20 protein-coding genes are annotated in these 19,075 nt (G+C 67.7%); 6 read left to right on the forward strand and 14 right to left on the reverse strand.

Annotated elements, in window-relative coordinates:
* Window positions 1–26 precede the first annotated feature (26 nt).
* From ON20_RS14815 to ON20_RS14860, 12 genes are all read right to left on the reverse strand, one after another.
* Entirely contained in the window at window positions 27–1,823 is a 1,797-nt protein-coding gene (locus tag ON20_RS14815; protein ID WP_040836132.1) for a nickel-dependent hydrogenase large subunit, read from the reverse strand.
* 12 nt (window positions 1,824–1,835) lie between these two features.
* Window positions 1,836–2,891 carry an NADH-quinone oxidoreductase subunit B family protein gene (locus tag ON20_RS14820; RefSeq protein WP_040836133.1) on the reverse strand — a complete coding sequence of 352 codons (1,056 nt, stop codon included), beginning with the start codon at window positions 2,889–2,891 and terminating at the stop codon, window positions 1,836–1,838.
* A gap of 81 nt (window positions 2,892–2,972) precedes the next feature.
* On the reverse strand, window positions 2,973–3,827 hold the full coding sequence (hypB, locus tag ON20_RS14825; RefSeq protein ID WP_051162491.1) for a hydrogenase nickel incorporation protein HypB: 855 nt from the start codon (window positions 3,825–3,827) through the stop codon (window positions 2,973–2,975).
* Window positions 3,785–4,159, reverse strand: coding sequence for a hydrogenase maturation nickel metallochaperone HypA/HybF (locus tag ON20_RS14830; protein ID WP_040836134.1), 375 nt, complete (start codon window positions 4,157–4,159; stop codon window positions 3,785–3,787). The genes hypB and ON20_RS14830 overlap by 43 nt, the downstream gene beginning before the upstream one ends.
* Window positions 4,160–4,395: 236 nt before the next feature.
* Window positions 4,396–4,581: a hypothetical protein gene (locus tag ON20_RS33140; protein WP_051162494.1), complete on the reverse strand. Its 186-nt coding sequence runs from the start codon at window positions 4,579–4,581 to the stop codon at window positions 4,396–4,398.
* A complete protein-coding gene (locus ON20_RS14835) occupies window positions 4,578–5,021 on the reverse strand; it encodes a wax ester/triacylglycerol synthase domain-containing protein (protein ID WP_051162497.1) in 444 nt (147 codons plus the stop codon). Before ON20_RS14835 ends, ON20_RS33140 begins: the two co-directional genes overlap by 4 nt.
* Before the next feature lie 144 nt (window positions 5,022–5,165).
* Entirely contained in the window at window positions 5,166–6,158 is a 993-nt protein-coding gene (locus ON20_RS14840) for an Acg family FMN-binding oxidoreductase (protein ID WP_040836135.1), read from the reverse strand.
* A 471-nt stretch (window positions 6,159–6,629) separates the two neighbouring features.
* The gene (locus ON20_RS14845) at window positions 6,630–7,565 is read right to left on the reverse strand and encodes a universal stress protein (RefSeq protein WP_040836239.1); all 936 of its coding nucleotides are present in this window, start codon (window positions 7,563–7,565) and stop codon (window positions 6,630–6,632) included.
* Window positions 7,566–7,636: 71 nt separating this feature from the next.
* Entirely contained in the window at window positions 7,637–7,822 is a 186-nt protein-coding gene (locus tag ON20_RS36440) for a universal stress protein (RefSeq protein WP_157228857.1), read from the reverse strand.
* The gene (locus tag ON20_RS33150) at window positions 7,819–8,352 is read right to left on the reverse strand and encodes a universal stress protein (RefSeq protein WP_051162499.1); all 534 of its coding nucleotides are present in this window, start codon (window positions 8,350–8,352) and stop codon (window positions 7,819–7,821) included. The genes ON20_RS36440 and ON20_RS33150 overlap by 4 nt, the downstream gene beginning before the upstream one ends.
* Window positions 8,353–8,588: 236 nt before the next feature.
* Window positions 8,589–9,566: an Acg family FMN-binding oxidoreductase gene (locus ON20_RS14855; RefSeq protein ID WP_040836136.1), complete on the reverse strand. Its 978-nt coding sequence runs from the start codon at window positions 9,564–9,566 to the stop codon at window positions 8,589–8,591.
* Between the two features lie 69 nt (window positions 9,567–9,635).
* Window positions 9,636–10,385, reverse strand: a complete 750-nt coding sequence (locus ON20_RS14860) for an SDR family NAD(P)-dependent oxidoreductase (RefSeq protein ID WP_040836137.1) — start codon at window positions 10,383–10,385, stop codon at window positions 9,636–9,638.
* 212 nt (window positions 10,386–10,597) lie between these two features.
* On the opposite strand from ON20_RS14860, the gene ON20_RS36445 reads away from it, so the two are divergent.
* From ON20_RS36445 to ON20_RS14870, 3 genes are read left to right on the forward strand one after another with little or no spacing between them, the layout of a single operon-like run.
* Window positions 10,598–10,744: a hypothetical protein gene (locus ON20_RS36445; RefSeq protein ID WP_157228858.1), complete on the forward strand. Its 147-nt coding sequence runs from the start codon at window positions 10,598–10,600 to the stop codon at window positions 10,742–10,744.
* Between the two features lie 30 nt (window positions 10,745–10,774).
* Window positions 10,775–13,069 carry a phosphoenolpyruvate synthase gene (gene ppsA, locus ON20_RS14865; RefSeq protein ID WP_040836138.1) on the forward strand — a complete coding sequence of 765 codons (2,295 nt, stop codon included), beginning with the start codon at window positions 10,775–10,777 and terminating at the stop codon, window positions 13,067–13,069.
* Window positions 13,066–14,589 (forward strand): bifunctional aminoglycoside phosphotransferase/ATP-binding protein, encoded by a 1,524-nt coding sequence (locus tag ON20_RS14870; protein WP_245547243.1) that lies wholly within the window; start codon window positions 13,066–13,068, stop codon window positions 14,587–14,589. Before ppsA ends, ON20_RS14870 begins: the two co-directional genes overlap by 4 nt.
* Before the next feature lie 44 nt (window positions 14,590–14,633).
* On the opposite strand, the gene ON20_RS14875 is transcribed toward ON20_RS14870, so the two are convergent.
* Window positions 14,634–15,635, reverse strand: coding sequence for a zinc-binding alcohol dehydrogenase family protein (locus tag ON20_RS14875; RefSeq protein ID WP_040836242.1), 1,002 nt, complete (start codon window positions 15,633–15,635; stop codon window positions 14,634–14,636).
* Window positions 15,636–15,676: 41 nt separating this feature from the next.
* On the reverse strand, window positions 15,677–16,132 hold the full coding sequence (locus tag ON20_RS14880) for a pyridoxamine 5'-phosphate oxidase family protein (RefSeq protein ID WP_245547244.1): 456 nt from the start codon (window positions 16,130–16,132) through the stop codon (window positions 15,677–15,679).
* 295 nt (window positions 16,133–16,427) lie between these two features.
* Here ON20_RS14880 and ON20_RS36450 point away from each other — a divergent pair, with 295 nt between their 5' ends.
* The 3 genes from ON20_RS36450 to ON20_RS14895 all read left to right on the forward strand — a co-directional run bounded on the left by ON20_RS36450 (window position 16,428) and on the right by ON20_RS14895 (window position 18,920).
* A complete protein-coding gene (locus ON20_RS36450) occupies window positions 16,428–16,604 on the forward strand; it encodes a hypothetical protein (protein WP_157228859.1) in 177 nt (58 codons plus the stop codon).
* Window positions 16,605–16,617: 13 nt separating this feature from the next.
* A complete protein-coding gene (locus tag ON20_RS33155; protein ID WP_051162503.1) occupies window positions 16,618–17,559 on the forward strand; it encodes a DUF302 domain-containing protein in 942 nt (313 codons plus the stop codon).
* 275 nt (window positions 17,560–17,834) lie between these two features.
* Window positions 17,835–18,920, forward strand: a complete 1,086-nt coding sequence (locus tag ON20_RS14895; protein ID WP_245547245.1) for a 1-phosphofructokinase family hexose kinase — start codon at window positions 17,835–17,837, stop codon at window positions 18,918–18,920.
* Window positions 18,921–19,075: the final 155 nt, after the last annotated feature.

Genomic DNA, 19,075 nt, shown 5'->3' on the forward strand with positions numbered 1-19,075 from the left:
CTCTCGTCGACGGCACCGATACGGGCTCACTCCGGGGTGAGCGTCTGCGTCGGTGAGTGCAGTTTCTGCAGGGTCTGTCCCTTGCCGAGGTACATGTGCACACCACAGGGCAGACAGGGGTCGAAACTGCGCACCGTGCGCATGATGTCGATGCCCTTGAAATGCTCGCGGTCGTTCTCCTCGAAGATCGGCTGCCCCTGCACCGCGTCCTCGTACGGGCCCGGCGTGCCGTAGGCGTCGCGCGGACTGGCGTTCCACGGTGTCGGCGGATACGGGTGGTAGTTCGCGATCTTCCCGTCCCGGATCACCATGTGGTGCGACAGCACGCCGCGCACCGCCTCGGTGAAGCCGCAGCCGATGCCCTCGTCGGGCACCTCGAACTTCTCCCAGGTCTTGGTGTGGCCGGCCCGGATCTCCGCGAGCGCCTTCTCCGCGAAGTGCAGCGCGCAGGCCGCCGCGTAGGCCTGGAAGTAGGTGCGGGCACGGTTGCGTTCGATGGTGTTGCTGCCGTGCGCGGGGATCTTCCACTCCAAGGTCACCGGTCCCATGAGCGCGGTCTTGGGCAGGTTGATCTGCACACTGTGACCTGTCGACTTCACATAGCCGATATCGACCAGTTCGGCCAGCGCCGTCGCCCACAATCGCGCCAGCGGACCGCCGCCGGTGTCCAGGGCGAGATGTTCGCTGCCGTCGAACCAGCGTGGTGACATCACCCAGCTGTACTTGTCGTCCAGGTCGCGCTTCTGCGGCCTCGGGTTGGTGTGCTGGTTCCAGGGATGCCGCCGGTCCACCGGATTGCCCAGCGGGTCGGTTTTCACGAACATCTCCTGGTCGGTCCAGTCCTCGTAATACGAACTGCCCAGCAGGATCCGCAAGCCCAGGTTGATATCGATCAGGGAGGTGGTGATCAGCTTGCCGTCTACCACCACTCCCGGGGTCACGAACATCTTGCGACCCCAGCCCTCCATGTCCTTGTACTCGAAGTTGCAGAACTCGGGGTCCTGGAACGAGCCCCAGCAGCCCAGCAGTGTGCGCCGCAGACCGACCTTGTCGTAGCCGGGCAACGCCTCGTAGAAGAAGTCGAACAGATCGTCGTGCATCGGCACGACCTTCTTCATGAACTCGACGTAGCGCATCAGTCTCGTCATGTAGTCGGTCATCAGCTGCACCGTCGCCACCGTGCCCGGACCGCCGGGATACAGCGTCGACGGATGCACATGCCTGCCCTCCATCAGGCAGAACATCTCGCGGGTGTACCTGCTCACCTGCAGGGCCTCCCGGTAGAACTCCCCGGTGAACGGGTTGAGGGCGCGCATGATGTCGGCGATCGTGCGGTAGCCGTGGGCCGTCACATGCGGTGCCTCGGTCCGCTCGGCCGCGGCGAGCACCCCGGGGTTGGTCTCGGCGACCATCTTCTCGCAGAAGTCCACCCCGACCAGGTTCTCCTGGAAGATGTTGTGATCGAACATGTACTCGGCCGCCTCACCGAGATCGACGATCCACTCGCCCAGGTGCGGCGGCCGCACCCCATAGGCCATGTTCTGGCAGTAGCAGGAGCAGGTCGCGTGGTTGTCGCCGCAGATACCGCAGATGCGGCTGGTGATGAAGTGGGCGTCGCGCGGGTCCTTGCCCCGCATGAAGATGGAGTAGCCGCGGAAGATGGAGGAGGTGCTGTGGCACTCGACCACTTCACGGTTCTCGAAGTCGATCTTGGTGTAGATACCGAGGCTGCCGACGATACGGGTGATCGGATCCCATGCCATCTCGACAAGGGTGTCCGGTTCGATCGTCCGGTGCGACGGCTCCGGGATGATCTGTGTCATCGCGAGATCCTCCTACCAGGTTCGGGTCGCGCCGGTGTCGAGCTTTTCGCCTCTGTGTCGCCAGCGTGGCTCCTTGTCGACGGTGTGGCCGGTGATGTGCCTGAGACTGCGGACCACCGATCCGTAGAGGCCCGAGGCCGCGGACGAGAACTTTCCGCCGGGCGGTTCGTCCATGAAGGGCATGAACTTGTCGGGGAAGCCGGGCATGGTGCAACCGATGCAGATACCACCCACGTTCGGGCAGCCGCCCACACCGTTGATCCACCCACGCTTGGGCACGTTGCACTTGACCACCGGGCCCCAACACCCCAGTTTCACAATGCATTTCGGCGATCCGTACTCGGTGGCGAACTCACCCTCCTCGTAGTAGCCCGCCCGGTCGCAGCCCTCGTGCACGGTCGCGCCGAACAACCACTTGGGCCGCAGCGCATCGTCGAGCGGAATCATCGGCGCCTGACCGGTGGCCAGGTAGAGCAGGTAGGTGAGCGTTTCCGACATATTGTCCGGCTGGATCGGGCAGCCGGGCACACAGACGATCGGTATACCTGCCTTGCTCTTCCAATCCCAGCCGAGATAGTCGGGTACGCCCATCGCGCCGGTCGGATTCCCCGCCATCGCGTGGATGCCGCCGTAGGTCGCGCAGGTACCGGCCGCCACGATGGCGGTGGCCTTCGGCGCGAGGCGGTCCAGCCACGCGCTGGTCGTCATGGGCTGGCCGGTGGCGGGATCGTTACCGAACCCGCACCAGTAGCCCTCCTCGTGTAATTGCTCGTTCGGTATCGACCCCTCCACTACCAGGACGAAGGGCTCGAGCTCACCGCGGTCGGCTCTGAAGAACCATTCGAGGAAGTCGTCGGCTCCCCCGTTCGGGCCACATTCGAAATCGATGAGCGGCCAGTGCACGGCGATCTTCGGGAGACCGGGCAACGCGCCGAGGGCGATCTCCTCGACACTGGGCTGGGTGGCGGCGGTCAACGCCACCGAGTCACCATCACAACTGAGACCGGCATTGATCCACAAGACATGGATCAGCGTCTCTTCGGCTTGGACCGCTTCCTGGGTAGGCATCGCACTGCCACCTTCCGGAGCCGAAGCGACGCCGGCCGTCTCCGGCTCGTAACTGCGGTTTGTGACTCTGGTCACAACAGTCTAGACGGGGCCTACCGCGTCCTCAAGGCGCGCCGCCGGCGACCGATGCTCCTCCATCAGCCACTCGTACCACCGATCGAGCCCGTCGCCCGTGGTCGCCGATATCGGCAAGATCTCGACATCCGGACGGACCGAACGCGCATACTCGCCGAAGACGGCCATATCGAAATCGACATACGGCAGCAGGTCGACCTTGTTGACTATCACCAACTCGGCCGCGGCGAACATATGCGGATACTTCAGCGGTTTGTCGACCCCCTCGGTCACCGAGATGATCACAACTTTGCCTCGTTCACCCAGGTCGAACAATGCCGGGCAAACCAGGTTGCCGACATTCTCCACGAACAACAGCGTCCCGGGCGGCGGGTCGAGCGCATCGAGCGCCCGCCGTGTCATCTCGGCGTCGAGGTGACAACCGGCACCGGTGTTCACCTGCACCACCTTGGCCCCGGTCGCCATGATCCGCTCGGCGTCGAGCAGCGTCTCCTGATCACCTTCGATCACTGCGATCGGGATCTGTTCCATATCCCGGATCGTCCGTTCGAGCAGAGTGGTCTTACCCGCCCCAGGGGAACTGGTCAGATTCAGCGCCAGGATGCCGCGCCGGCTCAGCCATTCCCGGTTGTGCTGGGCCAAGTGATCGTTTTTGGCGAGAACCTTCTGCTCCAGGCTCACCGTTTCGGTTATCGGCGGGTGCACGTGGTCGACACCGTGCTCATGAGACCCGGCGCCGTGCTCATGCTCATGACCGGGTCCCGACACATGGTCCGGACCGTGCTCATGGCCCGGTTCGTGGCCTCGCCCGACGGTGATCACATTCGCCGTGTCGTTTCCGCATCCACAGGTTGCGCACATTCTCGGCTCACCTCCATCGACCGGATTCTCAGTTCTCGCCCGGACCGGAGCTCGACATCGGCGCTTCCGCAGACGCAGAGCAGCACCGGATCCGTGACGGCGAAATCGGCACCGCAGGCACGGCAATGCGCAGTGCCCGGTACACACCGGATTTCCAGGTTCGCACCCTCCGCGAGGGTTCCCTCGGCGGCGAGGTCGAAGCAGAAGCGCATCGCCTCCGGCACCACCGCGGTCAATACCCCGACCTCGACGGTGACGCTGTACACAGTCCGCCCCGCCGCGTGCGCGCACACGGCATCGATAACACTCTGCGTGATCGCGAGTTCGTGCATCCGCTGCCTCGACTCATCGAGGGACGGTTCCGAGGCTACTCCGATGCGCAGCCGCTATCGCGAATTTCCACGATTTCGGGCCGCCACCCTGGCAATGTCGACCTCCCGGCCGGAGGCGACACCCGGCGGGGACGCACCCGCCGTATCTCGGACTCCTTCCGGTGAGGTCATGACCAGTACACCGGCCCGGCCCGAGAACAGGAAGGGTCGATGGACCCGAAGTGCCGTGCGCGATGTCACCCGCGGTCGGCGGTGTCCTTCGCGGCGAACGGCCCGGCCGCACGGAGCGTTGTGACCAGCGTGCGCGGGATCTCATAGGGCAGTCGGAGCCATTTCCCCACCTCGGGGCGTTCCCGGCCGCCCCGAGAGCGCACCGGTGCGGCGGTCGTCTTCTCGGGCTGCCGATCGCACAACCGCTTCAACAGCGAAATCCCCGATACTCCGTCCACATGCTGTGGTGGGCCTTGACGATCAACGCCCACCAATCCGGCCGCACGCGTTCGACGACAACGCATTGCCACAGCGGATGGTCCCGATCCAGCCGTTCTTCCATCACATGGGCGACCAACTCCCACAGGGCGGTTTCGTCATACGGTTCGGGAAGCGCCATCCAGCGCAGGTGGCGGTCGATGTCGAAGGCGGGATCGTCGACCCAGACCGGTGCGGTGAGATCCCACGGCGTTCGCCGCACCTTCTGACGTAGCCGCGGTTGCCGCGACCAGCGCCCCACCGCCTCGACGAACTCGGAACGAGCGGGAACCGGTCCGCTCAGGATCGCTATCGCACCGATTCCCGCGCTGACGTGGCGATCGACATCTTCGAGTTCCATGAACCCGGTGTCCAGCGGGCGCAGCTCTGTCATCTCGGCTCGTCTCCTCTCGGTGCCGGGGATTCCCTCGGGTACCCGGACCTATACGGGTAGCTGCCGACAGCTGTCGAGAATGTCATCGCCCGATATGGCTTCCGCCCCTTCCGGCGACCCGAGACACCTGCCTGTATTCCCCCGCTACCGGCGCCGAGGACCGGATACGACCTCGAAGACTTCGCCGATCTCTCGGCGCGGGGTATGCGGCGGCGGTGGTGTGACGGTCCGCCCGATCCGAATGAGCACCTGCGGATGTCGGTCTCCCGCGAGGTCCGAGATCATCGCCCGCGCCGAAGGAAGCTCGGTCACATGCGTCAGTGCACAGGTGGACATGCCCTCGGCAGTGCACTCCAGCAGCACCGCCGACAACGCCGCGCCGCAGGCCAGAACCGACTCGACCGTATCGTCGCGACTCGACAGCACCACCACCCTCGCATGGTCGTTTCCGAGCACACCGCCGTGCACGCCCGCGCCGCCCACGGGGAATCGCCGGCCCACCGGTACGCGGGCGGACACGTCCGAGGACGGCAGGCTCGAAGAGGGGACACCCGCTTCGGCATACGCGCCGGTACCGGCCCACCACACCAGCTCCGCCTGATATCTCGGGTCGTATCGTCGCAGGTGCGCGGTGGTGCGTGAGATTCGGTCGAGCTCCGTCCGGTGTTGCTCGTCGAGGATGCTCAGATGGGTATCCCGGTGCGCGCACACATGTCGCAGCACCGGCTCGAGCTCCTCCCACGCATCGGGTGGGGCAAGCGGCGACCGGTCGGTGTACCTGGTGTCGATGGCGGCCGCGAGCAACTCGTCGGCCTCGAGCGGCTCGCGCCGCTCCCGAAACGTGAACGAGGCCAGGTGCGTGCGGTCGGGCGGTTCGGGCAGACACGTGACCCGCACGCTCCACCCCGCCACCGCCCACGCCACCCGGGCGTGGTCGAGCAGCCCGCCGCAGGCGAGAATGCCTTGGCGATTGAAGGCGTCCGTGGCGGGCAACAACCGCTCGGCGTCGACGTACAACCCGAGCGTCATACCGTCCCAGCGCCACCGCCAGGGTTGGCTGTTGTGCAGCGACGGTGCCCGGCATGCCCGATCCAGCACCGTGCGGACCGTTTCCTCATCCGGCATCTGATGGCTCATCCGAACTCCTCCGGTGCTCTGGACAGACCCACCCCTGCGGCTCGGGTGCGTAACCGTGTCGAACGGCGCGTCGGCTCCTCACTGCCGCTCCTGTCCTGTTGCACAGCGCCTAACCGGGACCGACATCCGGTTCCAGCATGCATACCCGGCCGCCGGCCGCGCCAGGGCACAGTGGCCGGTTCCCGGGTGTCGATTGTCATCGCCCAGGCCACGGCCAGGTCATCGGCCGATGTGTTCGGCGCTACCTATACCCGCGAGTTTCCCGCCGGGGATCCGCTCGACGGCATTTTCGCCGGCCAGGAGCCGGTGGCAATTCCGATACCGGCCGAGTGGCTTTCCGGCTCGTCGAGCCGTCGGCCGAAAGGCAATCCGCATCATGACCGCCCACACCGGGTCTCTCATTGTCGTCGGCATCGACGGGTCGCCCTGTGGTATGCAGGCCACAGCCATCGCCTTCGACGAGGCGAGCCGTCACGGTGTCGGTCTCGTCGCGTACCGCCGGTACCGCGAACGGACGACGATCAACGGGGTATCCACGGCATGCAGGAGGGCATTGCTGGTGGAACCGAGGACCATACCGGCAAACCCTCCTCGCCCATGGCTGCCGACGACAACCAGTTGAGCGTTCACCGCTTCGTCGAGCAGTGAGCGTGCGGGCCGGTTCGCCGTGACCACCCGCCGCACAGCGATATCCGGGTACCGTTCGGCATACCCGGCGAGGCTTTCGGCCAGCACGGCCTCCGCCGACTGTCGCGCCCCTTCCCAGCCCTGGACGGGGATATCGGGTCCGCTGGTGTCGCTCCACGCGTGCACCGCGATCAGCCCGACATTCCTGCGGGCGGCCTCGGCGAAGGCCAGTTCGACAGCGGGGACACTGTTGTCCGTGCCGTCCACCCCGACGAGCACCGGTCGGGTGGCCGATACGATATCCAGCGCCGAATCGGAGTGGACCACCGCAACCGGGCACCACGCATGGTGGGTCACGGCCGTGCTCACCGAACCGAGCAGTCCGCGCCGGAAGGCACCCATTCCCCGGCTGCCCACGACCAGCATCCGCGTCCGGCGCGATCGCTCGATGAGGGCCGGCGCGATGAGTTCATCGATGATCTCGGTGGCGATGCCGGGCTCGCTTCCCGGCGAGGCCGTACGTGCCACCTCACCGGCCTCCGCGATAACGCGTTCGCCCTCCTCGCGCAGCCATTGGATATCCGCTTCGGTCAGGGTGGCGCCGGGACCGTAACCGGCCGGGATCGCGACCGAGGTGACGATGCGCAGTTCGCATCCGTGCAGCCGGGCCTCGACGGCGGCCCACGCCGCCGCCCGATAGGAACCGGGCGAGCCGTCCACCGCCGCCAGAATCACCGGTTCCGCACGTTCCGTCGAGCCGGAATCGAGATCATCCGTCATGGGTTTCACGGTATCGCCGTATTCCCTGGAATCCTCGCCATCTGCCACCGCTGCTCCTCGAGCGGCGTGGCTCACCGGTGCGCGATGAGAAGGGGGCACTGCGCCGCGTACAGCAGAGCGACACTGGTGGCGCCGAGCATCGTCCCGGCGGTCCCACCACGCCCTCGTCGCCCGACGACCAACAACTGGACTCGCTCGGATTCGTCGACCAGCGTGCGGGCCGGCGCGTCGGGGCGCACGAGCCGTTCCAACTTCACGTCCGGAAACCGCTGTGACCGGCCGGCCGGATGCTCGCCGAGCAGCGCTTCCTCCGCACCGCGCGCCGTATCCAATACCGGGACGCCAGAGCGATTCCGCTGGTATCGCTCCAGGAGCGCACCGCCACCAGCCCGACCCCGCGATACGACGCCTCGGCGAAAGCCACTTCGAGGGCCTCCTCACTGTCCGGGCTGCCGTCCACCCCCACCAGCACCGGTTTGCGACGCGACAGCGGGTCGGTGGCCGACAGATCGGAGACGACGGTGACAGGGCACCGGGCGTACGCGGCCACGGCCGAGCTGAGCGAGCCCACAACGGTTCGGCTGATCCCGCCACGACCGCGACTGCCGACGACCAGCATCCACACCTGCGCCGAGCGATCCAGCAGTGCCGGTGTGATCAGCTCGAATGTCATTTCGGTGGTGATCGGGCCAGGGGCGCCGGCCATGGTGGCCTGGGCGATACGGACGGCCTCGGCCAGGATCCACTCTCCGTCGCCACGCAGCCACTCGACCTCCGCCCTGTACATCTCGATGGGGTTTCCTGGAGACAGGACCCGGGGCGCACGAGACGAGCAGATGCGGTCCTTTACCACGCAGTTTCGCTTCCAGGCCGGCCCAGGCCGCGGCCCGGTAGGACGGAGCCGAACCGTCGACGGCCGCCAGGATGGGCGCGTCGTCCGGCACCTCCGCACGCCGATTCGTCATGGGCCGCTCCGCGCCGTTTCCACCGTTCGCCGTGCGCCCCGCTCGCTCGGGTTTCGGATCACCGTAACGGACCCATTACCTCGGCCAGGGGACGACGTGGGCTCACCGGTACCTCGCCCGCGCTCGTCGCAGCCCAGCCGACCCGGATGATGAGCTGCGGGTAGCCGATGTCATCGAGTACGTCACCCCGAATGAGATCACGGGTACGCGGCAACTCGAGCGGTTCCGACATCGGGCAGGTCGCCATTCCGAGCGCCGTGGCCGACAACAGAACGGCACTGCCCGCCTCTCCGGCGTGCAGCCAGGACAGACGGTCATCGGCGTGGGTGTGCACCAACAGCAGGCTGCCGCCCTCGGTCATGTCCCGGACCACCGCCTCGCTCTGGGTGGCGACGGCGAACTCGCGGGTGAGCGGACCTTCCGCCACCGGCACGGCGTTGCGCGCGGGCACGCCATCCAGTGTCGCGTGCCGGCCGCTCCACACCGACAGTTCGGACCGGTAGCCGGGGTCACCGCGGTGTTGTTCGGCCGCCCAGGCGAAGGCCGCCACCAGTACCGCACGGTTCGCTCCGCCGATGATCTCGCGGACACCGGCCCCCTCCTCGGTACCGGCGGCCAACAGGGTGCCCAGATGTCCCGGCGGGATTTCCCACGAGGTGACCTGCCGTCGATCGGTGCGCCTGCGGTTGATCGCCCGCGCCAGTTCGACAATGTCCGCCGTCGGTGTGACTCGGGCGAACTCGATGGCCGCGAGGTGCGTCGGATCGGCGGGATTCGGGAGCCGGTGCACGATGGTGCGCCACCCCATGGATCTGACCGCGATCCGGAAATGATGCAACACCGCGCCGCAGCTGATGATCTGGTCGCGTCCGTCGGGATCGGCGTGCGGTAGGCGCCGACCGTCGTCGGCGTACAGGTGAACCGTTCGATCACCCACCTGCCACTGCCATGGTTGCGTGTTGTGCACCGACGGCGCCCGGACCGCCAGCGCCAATGCGGCGCGTACCGTGTCGGCGCCGGGATGTATGTCGGTCATATTCGCTCCTCGCTCTCGGATCGGGCCCGACCGGCGGCCCGGGGGGCGCGGCGATGACGCGTGCCGTGGTCACGACGCTTCGGGCAGGTTCAGTACCCGACCCGCGGTGGCTCCGCCGTCCAGCACGAACTCCGAGCCCGTGGAGAAGGTCGCCTCGGTGATCAGGAAACGCACCATCGCCGCCACTTCCTCCGGTTCACCGAAACGCGCCAGTGGTTGGCCCGCAACGACCGATTCGTCCATCGCCGCTGTCATGGGCGTATGGATCGGCCCCGGATGGACCGAGCACGCTCGAATACCCGCGCGGCCCAACTCCAGCGCGGCGGCCTTCGTCAGACCACGCAGACCCCATTTGCCGGCCACATACCCGCCGACCCCCGCGTACCCCACCAACCCGGCGGTGGAGGAGATGTTCACGATGACCCCACCCCCCGCCGCGCGCATATGCGGCACGGCCAGATGCATACCCAGCCAGGCGCCATACAGGTTCACGTCCACCACGTGCCGGAACATGGCGGGCGTTTCCGTCTCGATTCCCCTGAAATCGACGATGCCCGCGTTGTTGACCAGGATCGACAGCGGACCGTATACGGCCTCGGCCTCGTCGATCACGCGCCGCCAGTCCGCTTCGTCGGTCACGTCGAGACGCCGGAACACCGCTTGCGGTCCCACCGATTCGGCCAATGCCGCACCTTCCTGTTCGAGCAGGTCGGCAGCGACGACATTGATATGTTCCTTGGCCAGCGCGCGTACGACTGCGGCGCCGATCCCGCGGGCCCCGCCGGTGACGATCGCACTGCGGCCGGTGAAGGCGCTCATATCGGCAACCTCTCGTCGAAGGATGGGTCCGACCATCAGCCTCGCGCGTCCAGAGCCCGGCCGGGACAGCCGAAAGTCACCTGTCACGGTGTCATCCGGCAGTACTCGCCCCGGGCCCCACCGCGTCACGTTCCCCTATCGGGTCGATGGTCCCCCCGGCGGGGGTATCAGGACTCTCCCCGCCGCACCCTGGTGCGGGGGACGCTCGGACCATGACATCGAACAGCCACCGCATTGTGGTCCTTTACGCCACCGAGCAGGGCTCCACCCGCGATTGGGCCGCGATCCGCGCATGGTCGGCGACCGTCGCCGACACGCTCGGGCTGCCGGACGCGAAAACGGATGTCATCCGTCCCTGAACCGTCGAGTAAGGCACCGAAGGAGTCGAAATGGGCCGATATGTAGCGCCGTTCGCGGACCTGCGGCTGACAGACGCCGACGAGGCCGGAGGCAAGGGAGCGAACCTGGGCGAACTGGTGGCGACGGGGCTGCCGGTGCCGCCCGGCTTCGTGATCCTGCGGTCGTGTTATGAGCAGGTGATAGCGCACGGACCGCATGGCGCGGAGTTGGAACGCCTGCACACCGCCGCATTGGCGGCGGCCGGCGACGAACTCCGTACCGCCGAGCAGTGCGCGGCGATGCGCGAACTGGTACACGACACCGCCTTCGACACCTCGATACGCGACATGATCCTGTCCGAGTATCACGGCCTCGGCGAGAACGCCACGGTCGCCGTCCGCTCGTCCGCGGTGGGTGAGGACAGCGCGACCGCCTCCTTCGCGGGGATGAATCTGACCCGCACCAATGTGTGCGGCGACGATAAGCTGCTCGCTGCCGTCATCGACTGCTGGGCCTCACTGTTCACGCCCCGCGTGGTGGCCTATCGTGCCCGGCGTGGAATCACCGCCCACCCACAGATGGCCGTCGTCGTCCAGCGGATGGTCACCGCCCAGCGGTCCGGGGTTGCCTTCACCGCCGACCCGGCATCCGGACGCCGGGACCGAGTGGTGGTCGAGGCAGCACGGGGCCAGGGCGAGGTCGTGGTCTCCGGCGCCACCGAACCCGACACCTACCTTCTCGACGCGACGGGCCCCACCCTGGTGACCACCCGCCGCGGCCACCAGGAGTACGCGATCACGGCGGGACCGGACGGCGACCGACGGGTGCGGCTGACCGGCACCGACACGACCAACCCCGTGCTGAGCGAAACCGAGGCGGTCGCCGTCGCACGCCTGGCCCTCGCCGTCCAGGAGCATCACTCCGGCACACCCCAGGATGTCGAATGGGTGTTCGACACCGACACACTGTGGCTGGTGCAGGCCCGTCCGATCACCACACTTGCCGATACGCCCCCGCAACACGAGGACGCCGGTCCGATACGATCCGATGTGCTGGTCCGTGGGTTGGCCGCCGCGCCGGGTGTGGCCACGGGAGCCGTTCGAGTCCTGTCCTCACCCGCACAGGGACATACCCTGCGCGACGGCGAAATCCTGGTGGCGCCGATGACCAACCCGGACTGGCTGCCCACCCTGGGACACGCCGCCGCAGTGGTCACCGACAGCGGCGGAATGACCTGCCACGCCGCCATTGTCGCGCGCGAACTCGGCATACCGTGTGTTGTCGGCGCGCGAACGGCGACCTCGGCACTCGCCGACCACACGACCGTGACGGTCGACGGCTCCACCGGAGAGATCCGCGCCGGTGGAACCCGAGCGAGCACCGCCGCCGGGGAATCCGTGCCCCCGGGCGCTCCGGGTATCGCGGCCGAGCCGACCGCCACCCGGGTGTACGTCAACCTCGCTCTACCCGAGACCGCCGAACGCGTCGCCGCGACCGATGTCGACGGCGTCGGGTTGCTGCGCGCGGAAACCCTGCTCACCCGAGCGCTGGACGGCCGCCACCCGCGTGACCTCATTGCCCGCGGCGAACAGCATCTGTTCGTGGACCGCATGGTGGAGCCGCTGCGGCATATCACCGCGGCGTTCCACCCCCGTCCGGTGATCTACCGGGCCAGTGATTTCCGCAGTAACGAGTTCCGCGCCCTGACCGAAGGCTCGCGATACGAACCCGTCGAGCACAACCCGATGATCGGCTACCGGGGCTGCTACCGCTACCTGCGCGAACCGGAGGTGTTCCGGCTCGAGCTGTGCGCCCTGGCGCGAGTTCGCGAGCAGTCGCCGAATCTGCACCTGATGATCCCGTTCGTGCGAACCCGCTGGGAACTCGAGGCGTGTCTGGAGTTGATCGACGCGAGCCCGCTCGGGAGCGGGCTCGGTCTGCACCGCTGGGTGATGGCCGAGGTCCCTTCGGTGATGTACTGGCTGCCCCATTACGTCGGGCTCGGCATCGATGGGGTCTCCATCGGCAGCAACGACCTGACCCAGTTGATGCTCGGCGTCGACCGTGATTCCGACCAGTGCAGCGAACTGTTCGACGAATCCGACCCGGCCGTACTGGAGGCGATCTCCCGCATCGTCACCACCGCCCGCGGTCTGGGCATCACATCTTCGCTGTGCGGACAGGCGCCGTCGAACCGTCCCGAATTCGCCGAACAACTCGTCCGGATGGGCATCACCTCGATTTCGGTGACACCGGACGCCGTGCCCGCGGCGCGGCGCGCGATCGCCGCCGCCGAACGACGCCTGTTGCTCGATCACGCGCTGTCGCCCAGGACTTCCGAATGAGCCCGGCACCGGCTCGTCCGCAGACGATGCCACCGGCGCCCGCGTTCGCCACGGCCACGGACGCGGGAGCGCTCCTGCACGAGACACACACCGGTCTGGTCGTACTGTTCGGCGAACGCGCGTACAAGGTCAAGAAGGCGGTCACGACCGACTTTCTCGACTTCGGGACCCCACGTTCCCGGGAACAGGCGTGTCTACGCGAGTACGAGCTCAACCGGCGGATCGCACCCGATGTCTATCTCGGTGTCGCGCATCTGTCCGACCCCCTCGGTGGTCCCGACGAACCGGTGCTCGTCATGCGACGGATGCCCGAACAGCGACGGCTTTCCGCCGTTCTCTCCGATCCGACGGCCGACGGAACGAGACTGCCGGTCCTGGTGCAGACCCTCGTCGCGTTTCACGACCGGGCACGCCGAGGCGCCGATATCGACCGCGCCGGAACGGCGGAGGCGTTGCGCGACCGGTGGTTCACGGTCCTGGGCGCACTGCGGGAACAGCCGGACGACCTGATCGAACCCGGCCGCATCGCCGACATCGAAGGCCAGGCGGTCCGCTACATCCAGGGCCGAACCTCGTTGTTCGCGCACCGCATCGCCGACGGCCGAATCGTGGACGGGCACGGCGACCTGCTCGCCCAGGACATCTTCGACCTTCCCGACGGCTTCCGAATACTGGATTGTCTGGACTTCGACGACCGACTCCGCCACATCGACCGCCTCGACGACATCGCCTTCCTCGCCATGGATCTCGAGTTCCTCGGCCATCGCGAGCAGGCCGCCGCACTGATCGCGGATTACCTGCGTCTCAGCTCGGACGACGCGCCCCCGTCGCTGGCCCATCACTACCGGGCCTATCGGGCGCTGGTGCGGGCCAAGGTCGATACCATCCGCTTCGGCCAAGGCGATGTCGCCGCGCGTGACCGAATCCGGCGCCATATCTCGCTGGCCGAGCAGCACTTGGGCCAGGGCGCGATTCGCCTGGCATTGGTCGGAGGACTTCCGGGCACCGGTAAGACGACGGTCGCGAACCGGCTCGCGGCGGCAACCGGCTCGCGCGTGCTCGCCTCCGATCACGTGCGCAAGGAACTGGTCGCCCGGGGCGAGGTATCCGGTACCGTCGGCGGCTACGATGTCGGCACCTATTCCCCGGACGCCAGATCGCGGGTGTACACCGAACTGTTCGACCGGGCCCGACGGTTGCTCGCCGCCGGGATCTCGGTCGTGCTGGACGCGAGCTGGTCCGATACGTTCCAACGGCAGCGGGCCCTCGAACTCGCCGCGGCGGCCGGTGCGGAACCGGTGCGGTTGCGCTGCGAGTGCCCGCGCGCGACGGCCGACCGCAGGCTGCGTGACAGACCGCCGACGGAGTCCGACGCCACCCCCGAAATCGCGCACGCGATAGCGGATTCGGCCTCGGCCTGGCCCGAGGCCGACACGCTCGACACCACCCGACCGCTGGACATCGTTGCGGCCGAAGCGGCGGCTCGATGGCACGGCGTCCCGCCGGGCAGCGGCCCCTGAGCCCGGCCCGACTGTGCGGCCGGACAGCGAAACGAACCGTCCGATCAGGGCACCAGCACCGCCGCACCATCGAAACGACCATGTGACAGGTCGGCCAGGGCGTGGTCGGCACGATCGAGCGGGTACCGATGTGTCGTCACATCGAGCCGATGCCGCTGCGCGAAGGTCAGGAACGCGCGCGCATCGGCGCGCGTATTGGAGGTGACGCTGCGAATCTGACGTTCCCGGAACAGATGCCGCTGATAGTTCAGCGGCGGGATATCCGTAAGGTGTATGCCCGCCAACGCGAGCGTTCCCCCCGCGGCGAGCGCTTCCAACGCGGGCGGGACCAGTTCGCCGACAGGCGCGAACAAGATGGCCGAATCCAGCCGCTCCGGCGGCGCTGCCGCGGCTTCCTGCACGGATATGGCACCGAGGTCGAGCGCGAGCGCCCTCGCCGCGGCACCCCTGGTCATGACATGGACCCGCGCGCCCCGTGCGAGAGCGACCTGTGCTGTCAGATGCGCACTGCCGCCGAAGCCGTATATGCCCAGCACACCCCCGTCCGGCAGCGCCGCCCGGGTCAGCGCGCGGTAGCCGATGATGCCGGCGCACAGCAACGGTGCCAGCTCCCGATCGTCGTAACCGGTGGGCAGGGGCAATGCGAAACCGGCGGGGACGGTGGTGTACTCGGCGTAACCGCCGTCGGCGTCCCAGCCGGTGTAGCGTGAGCGTGGGCACAGATTCTCCGCACCGCGACGACAGAACTCACACACCCCGCAGGTGTGGCGCAGCCAAGGAATCCCCACCCGATCGCCCACGGCGAACTCGCTCGTGTCCACGTGATCGGTATCGATCACCTCCGCCACGACCTCGTGCCCCGGCACGACGTGGGGACGGTGGACCGGCAGATCTCCCTCCACGACATGCAGGTCGGTGCGGCATACCCCGCAGGCGAGCACCCGCACCAGCAGCTCCCCCGCGCCTGGTTCCGGGATCGGCTCGCTGCGTATCGTGAGCGGTTCTCGGTCCACGGCCCGCGGCGAATCCACCCGCCATGCTCGCATCGTCACGACAGTGGATGTTCCACGAGCACCCTGGGACCGGGTCACATCACGACCTCCTCGATCAATTTGGTGCCGGAGACAAGAGTGGGTTCGATCCCGATGATGACACCGCCTTCCCGCTCGACCCACCGGCCGAGCAGACGGGCGTACTCGGCGGCGAGGTCGGGTACGGTGACGATGCGAGCCAGACCGGTGATGACCACCGACCAGCCGAGTCCCTGAACCGGGTCGATATCGTCGGCTTCATACGCGACCACCACCGATCGCCCCTGAATCACCGTCGAGCCCAACCCCGGGAACGGACGGGTTCGCACGATCACCGCCCCGCTGTCGGCGATCACATGGGTCACCGGCCGCACGGCGGGCAGCGCGTCGTCGGTGAACACGATCCGCCCGAACGGCACGCTCGCGAGCAGACGTAGCGCTTCCGCCCGCTCGATCGCGACAGCTCGCCGAGGACCGATATCGTCTCCCGGGGACAGCTCGGATTCGGTCACCTGATCACCCGCTCCCCATGTGGTTCTTCGCATCGATACCAGCACCGAGGTCCGGAACAACACAGAGTCGAATGCCCCTTCCCCGGGGGAACCAAGTACCTCGTCTCCACCGCCGACCATCCATCGGCGGTGGCCCGATACGCGGTACCCGTCGCGCACCGATACCCGCGGCCGAGCAGAGGCCCGGCCGCACGACGGCCGAAGGTCCCTTCATCGGGGCCGGTCGGCACTGGGCGGTGCCGGGGCGGCTCCGTAGCGTCGAAGCCACGAGCCACCGGCCGACAGGAGAGCCGCCATGTGTGCACTGATCGTCTACGAGTCGATGTTCGGTTTCACCCTGGCCGCCACGCCGATCGACTTCTGTGTCGAGGACACCCCCGGCTCACTCGGCCCCGCGGAGCTCGACCGCGCCCGGCAATGGGGAGCGCGGCTCGGCCGCACCGAGTCGGACCTGCTCGCCGGAAGAAGCTGAGGAGCCGACGGTCATGGCGTACAGGATCGGCATCGACGAGTCCGCCCCGCACACCGTGCTCGGCTTGCGCCGGACCGTGCGGGCCGAACACCCGGGAGACGATATCGGAGCCGGCATGGGCGCGCTGTACACGATGGCCCGTGATCTCGGTCTGTTGCCGATAGGCCCGCCGGCCACCACCTACCACGGAGATTTCCGGCCCGGCACCACCACCGAGGTCGATTTCGATCTGCCGGTCACCACCCCTGTACCCGGCGGCGAGGTCGAGGAGTTCACGGTCCGCCGCACCCGAGGGCAACTCTTCGCCCACACGAGCCATCGAGGTGACTACAGCCATATCGATGCGGCCTACCGGGCACTGGACCGATGGATTCAGAACTCCGATCTGCACGCGGTCGGGCCGCCTACCGAGGTGTATCTGGTGGGACCGGACGAGGCCGTCACCGCCGACGACCTGTGCACCGAGATTCGCGTCCCGATCGCTTCGAGCGCGCTGATCGTGCGGGTAACGGCACCGTTCGACGCGGCCGGCGAGGCCACCCGCGAGGCCCTGCACGACAACGGCTTCGACATGGCGGCGGAATTCGATGTGCGTGCGATGCCGGCCGCACGCTCCGGGATCGAAATCGGGAACTACCTCCTCATCTGCGCCTACGCTCCCGATCTCATCCGGGACGCGTTGGCGACCGACCGCCACAATCCGTTGTTGCCCTGCACCGTGAGCCTACGCACCGACGGTGAAACGACGGTCGTCGAGGCGGTCGACCCCGAGCTGTTCGCACAGCGGAGCGTGCCCGCGCTGCAGTCGATCGCCCGGGAAGCCCACGCCCGCCTGGCGAAGACATTGCGCCTACTGGCGCGCCGGCTCGCCGAAGCCGACGAACATCGCACATCCGAGCCGGCTCGCCCGGCGCAGACACCGGCTCCCGGGCCACCGGCCACGAACGGGCGTTGAGCCCTTCCCGGAAATTCCGCGGCGGCGTCGACGGCGCGCAGGACTCCGCGGCCCGGTCGGCCCAATCCACTGTCAGGAGGAATCATGCGTTCCGACCAGCACCCGGTCGGTGACGAATCCGAGGCCCGCGACCACCGCGTCTCGGCGACCGGGGCACCCGAGCGACGAACACCGCCCCGAACCAGCACCCGGTCGGTGACGAATCCGAGGCCCGCGACCACCGCGTCTCGGCGACCGGGGCACCCGAGCGACGAACACCGCCCCGAATACTCACCGTGACGCTGAACCCTGCCGTCGACATATGTCTCGAGGTCGACCGACTGGCGGGTGAGGGCAAGAACCGCGCCCGGGTGCGGTCCGTCCGGGCAGGCGGCGGGGGTATCAATGTCGCGCGCTGTATCCGACGACTCGGTGGCGCGGTTATGGCGATGTACGTCTCCGGAGGACGACTGGACCACCTGCTCGAGACGGAGGCCCTCGACCGGCTCCGGATACCGGTCGAGGGCGAAACCCGCGAAGCCCTGGTGGTCGCCGAAACCCGAACCGAACGCAGCTACCACATCGTCCCTCCCGGGGCGAGGATGACCGACCCCGAAGTCGCTCGGTGCCTGGCGACGATCCGGGCCGAGGCGAGCACCTACCGGGCGATCGTCGTCACCGGCAGCTTTCCTCCGGGCGTCCGGGACGACTTCGCCGCGACAGTGGTGCGCGAAGCACAGGCGGCCGCGACACCGGTGCTCGTCGATATCACCGGCAGGCACTTACGGCGCCTGCGCGGCGAGGACGCGTTCCTGATCAGGTTGGACCGGATCGAGGCCGCGGGGTTGATCGGTCACACCATCGCCTCCTTCACGGATGCCCGGCAGGCGAATCGGCACTTGCTCGAAACCGGAGCGACACGGCACGCGGTGACGACGGTCGGCGGGCTCGGCGCCGTGTTCTCCGACGCGGAGGCCGACCACGAGATTTCCGCTCCCCCGCTGCCCAGGCCGCCGCGCAGCGACGCCTGCGCCGGCGACAGTCTCGTCGCTGCCCTCACCTACCGCATCACCCGTGGCGACAGCTGCCTCGCCGCTTGTGAGTTCGGCGTCGCGGTGGCGGCCGCGACGGTGCTGTTGCCCGGCACGGACGTCTTCGAACCCGAGACGGCCGATGCACTGGTGCGACAGGTGCGAACCAGGCGCGTTCCGCGGCGGCGGCCGAGCCGGGCCCGCGTGGATATGCCACCCGGTCCCGATACGTTTGAGGCACGATCTCCACTGCATCCTCACCGGGCCGCCGAACCGAAGGACCCATCGATGGTGTCCGCACCACGAACGCACAACCCGCCCATGGACGGCCTCGGAAAGGAACCATCGTGAACTGGCCAACGGCTGCCGGCGTGATCGCTGTCGTCTTCGCCGTCATGGTGGTTGTGACCACGTATATGGCGAGTAGGAAACCGTAGAAGTAGAAGCGGTCAAGGGTCTTTCGTCCCCGAATTCGGGGACGATTCCGCCGCGCCGGGAACTCATCC

Source organism: Nocardia brevicatena NBRC 12119 (genome assembly GCF_000308495.1).
Taxonomy (GTDB): domain Bacteria; phylum Actinomycetota; class Actinomycetes; order Mycobacteriales; family Mycobacteriaceae; genus Nocardia; species Nocardia brevicatena.

Coding starts and splice junctions, on each gene's coding strand:
- ON20_RS14855 (WP_040836136.1), bottom strand. CDS start 9,566: ATGACCGACATACATCCCGGCGCCGACACGGTACGCGCCGCATTGGCG.
- ON20_RS14820 (WP_040836133.1), bottom strand. CDS start 2,891: ATGCCTACCCAGGAAGCGGTCCAAGCCGAAGAGACGCTGATCCATGTC.
- ppsA (WP_040836138.1), top strand. CDS start 10,775: ATGGGCCGATATGTAGCGCCGTTCGCGGACCTGCGGCTGACAGACGCC.
- ON20_RS33150 (WP_051162499.1), bottom strand. CDS start 8,352: ATGTACAGGGCGGAGGTCGAGTGGCTGCGTGGCGACGGAGAGTGGATC.
- ON20_RS14860 (WP_040836137.1), bottom strand. CDS start 10,385: ATGAGCGCCTTCACCGGCCGCAGTGCGATCGTCACCGGCGGGGCCCGC.
- ON20_RS14830 (WP_040836134.1), bottom strand. CDS start 4,159: ATGCACGAACTCGCGATCACGCAGAGTGTTATCGATGCCGTGTGCGCG.
- ON20_RS14875 (WP_040836242.1), bottom strand. CDS start 15,635: ATGCGAGCATGGCGGGTGGATTCGCCGCGGGCCGTGGACCGAGAACCG.
- hypB (WP_051162491.1), bottom strand. CDS start 3,827: ATGTGCGCAACCTGTGGATGCGGAAACGACACGGCGAATGTGATCACC.
- ON20_RS14845 (WP_040836239.1), bottom strand. CDS start 7,565: ATGACGGATGATCTCGATTCCGGCTCGACGGAACGTGCGGAACCGGTG.
- ON20_RS33155 (WP_051162503.1), top strand. CDS start 16,618: ATGGCGTACAGGATCGGCATCGACGAGTCCGCCCCGCACACCGTGCTC.
- ON20_RS36445 (WP_157228858.1), top strand. CDS start 10,598: ATGACATCGAACAGCCACCGCATTGTGGTCCTTTACGCCACCGAGCAG.
- ON20_RS14815 (WP_040836132.1), bottom strand. CDS start 1,823: ATGACACAGATCATCCCGGAGCCGTCGCACCGGACGATCGAACCGGAC.
- ON20_RS36450 (WP_157228859.1), top strand. CDS start 16,428: ATGTGTGCACTGATCGTCTACGAGTCGATGTTCGGTTTCACCCTGGCC.
- ON20_RS14835 (WP_051162497.1), bottom strand. CDS start 5,021: ATGACAGAGCTGCGCCCGCTGGACACCGGGTTCATGGAACTCGAAGAT.
- ON20_RS14870 (WP_245547243.1), top strand. CDS start 13,066: ATGAGCCCGGCACCGGCTCGTCCGCAGACGATGCCACCGGCGCCCGCG.
- ON20_RS14840 (WP_040836135.1), bottom strand. CDS start 6,158: ATGAGCCATCAGATGCCGGATGAGGAAACGGTCCGCACGGTGCTGGAT.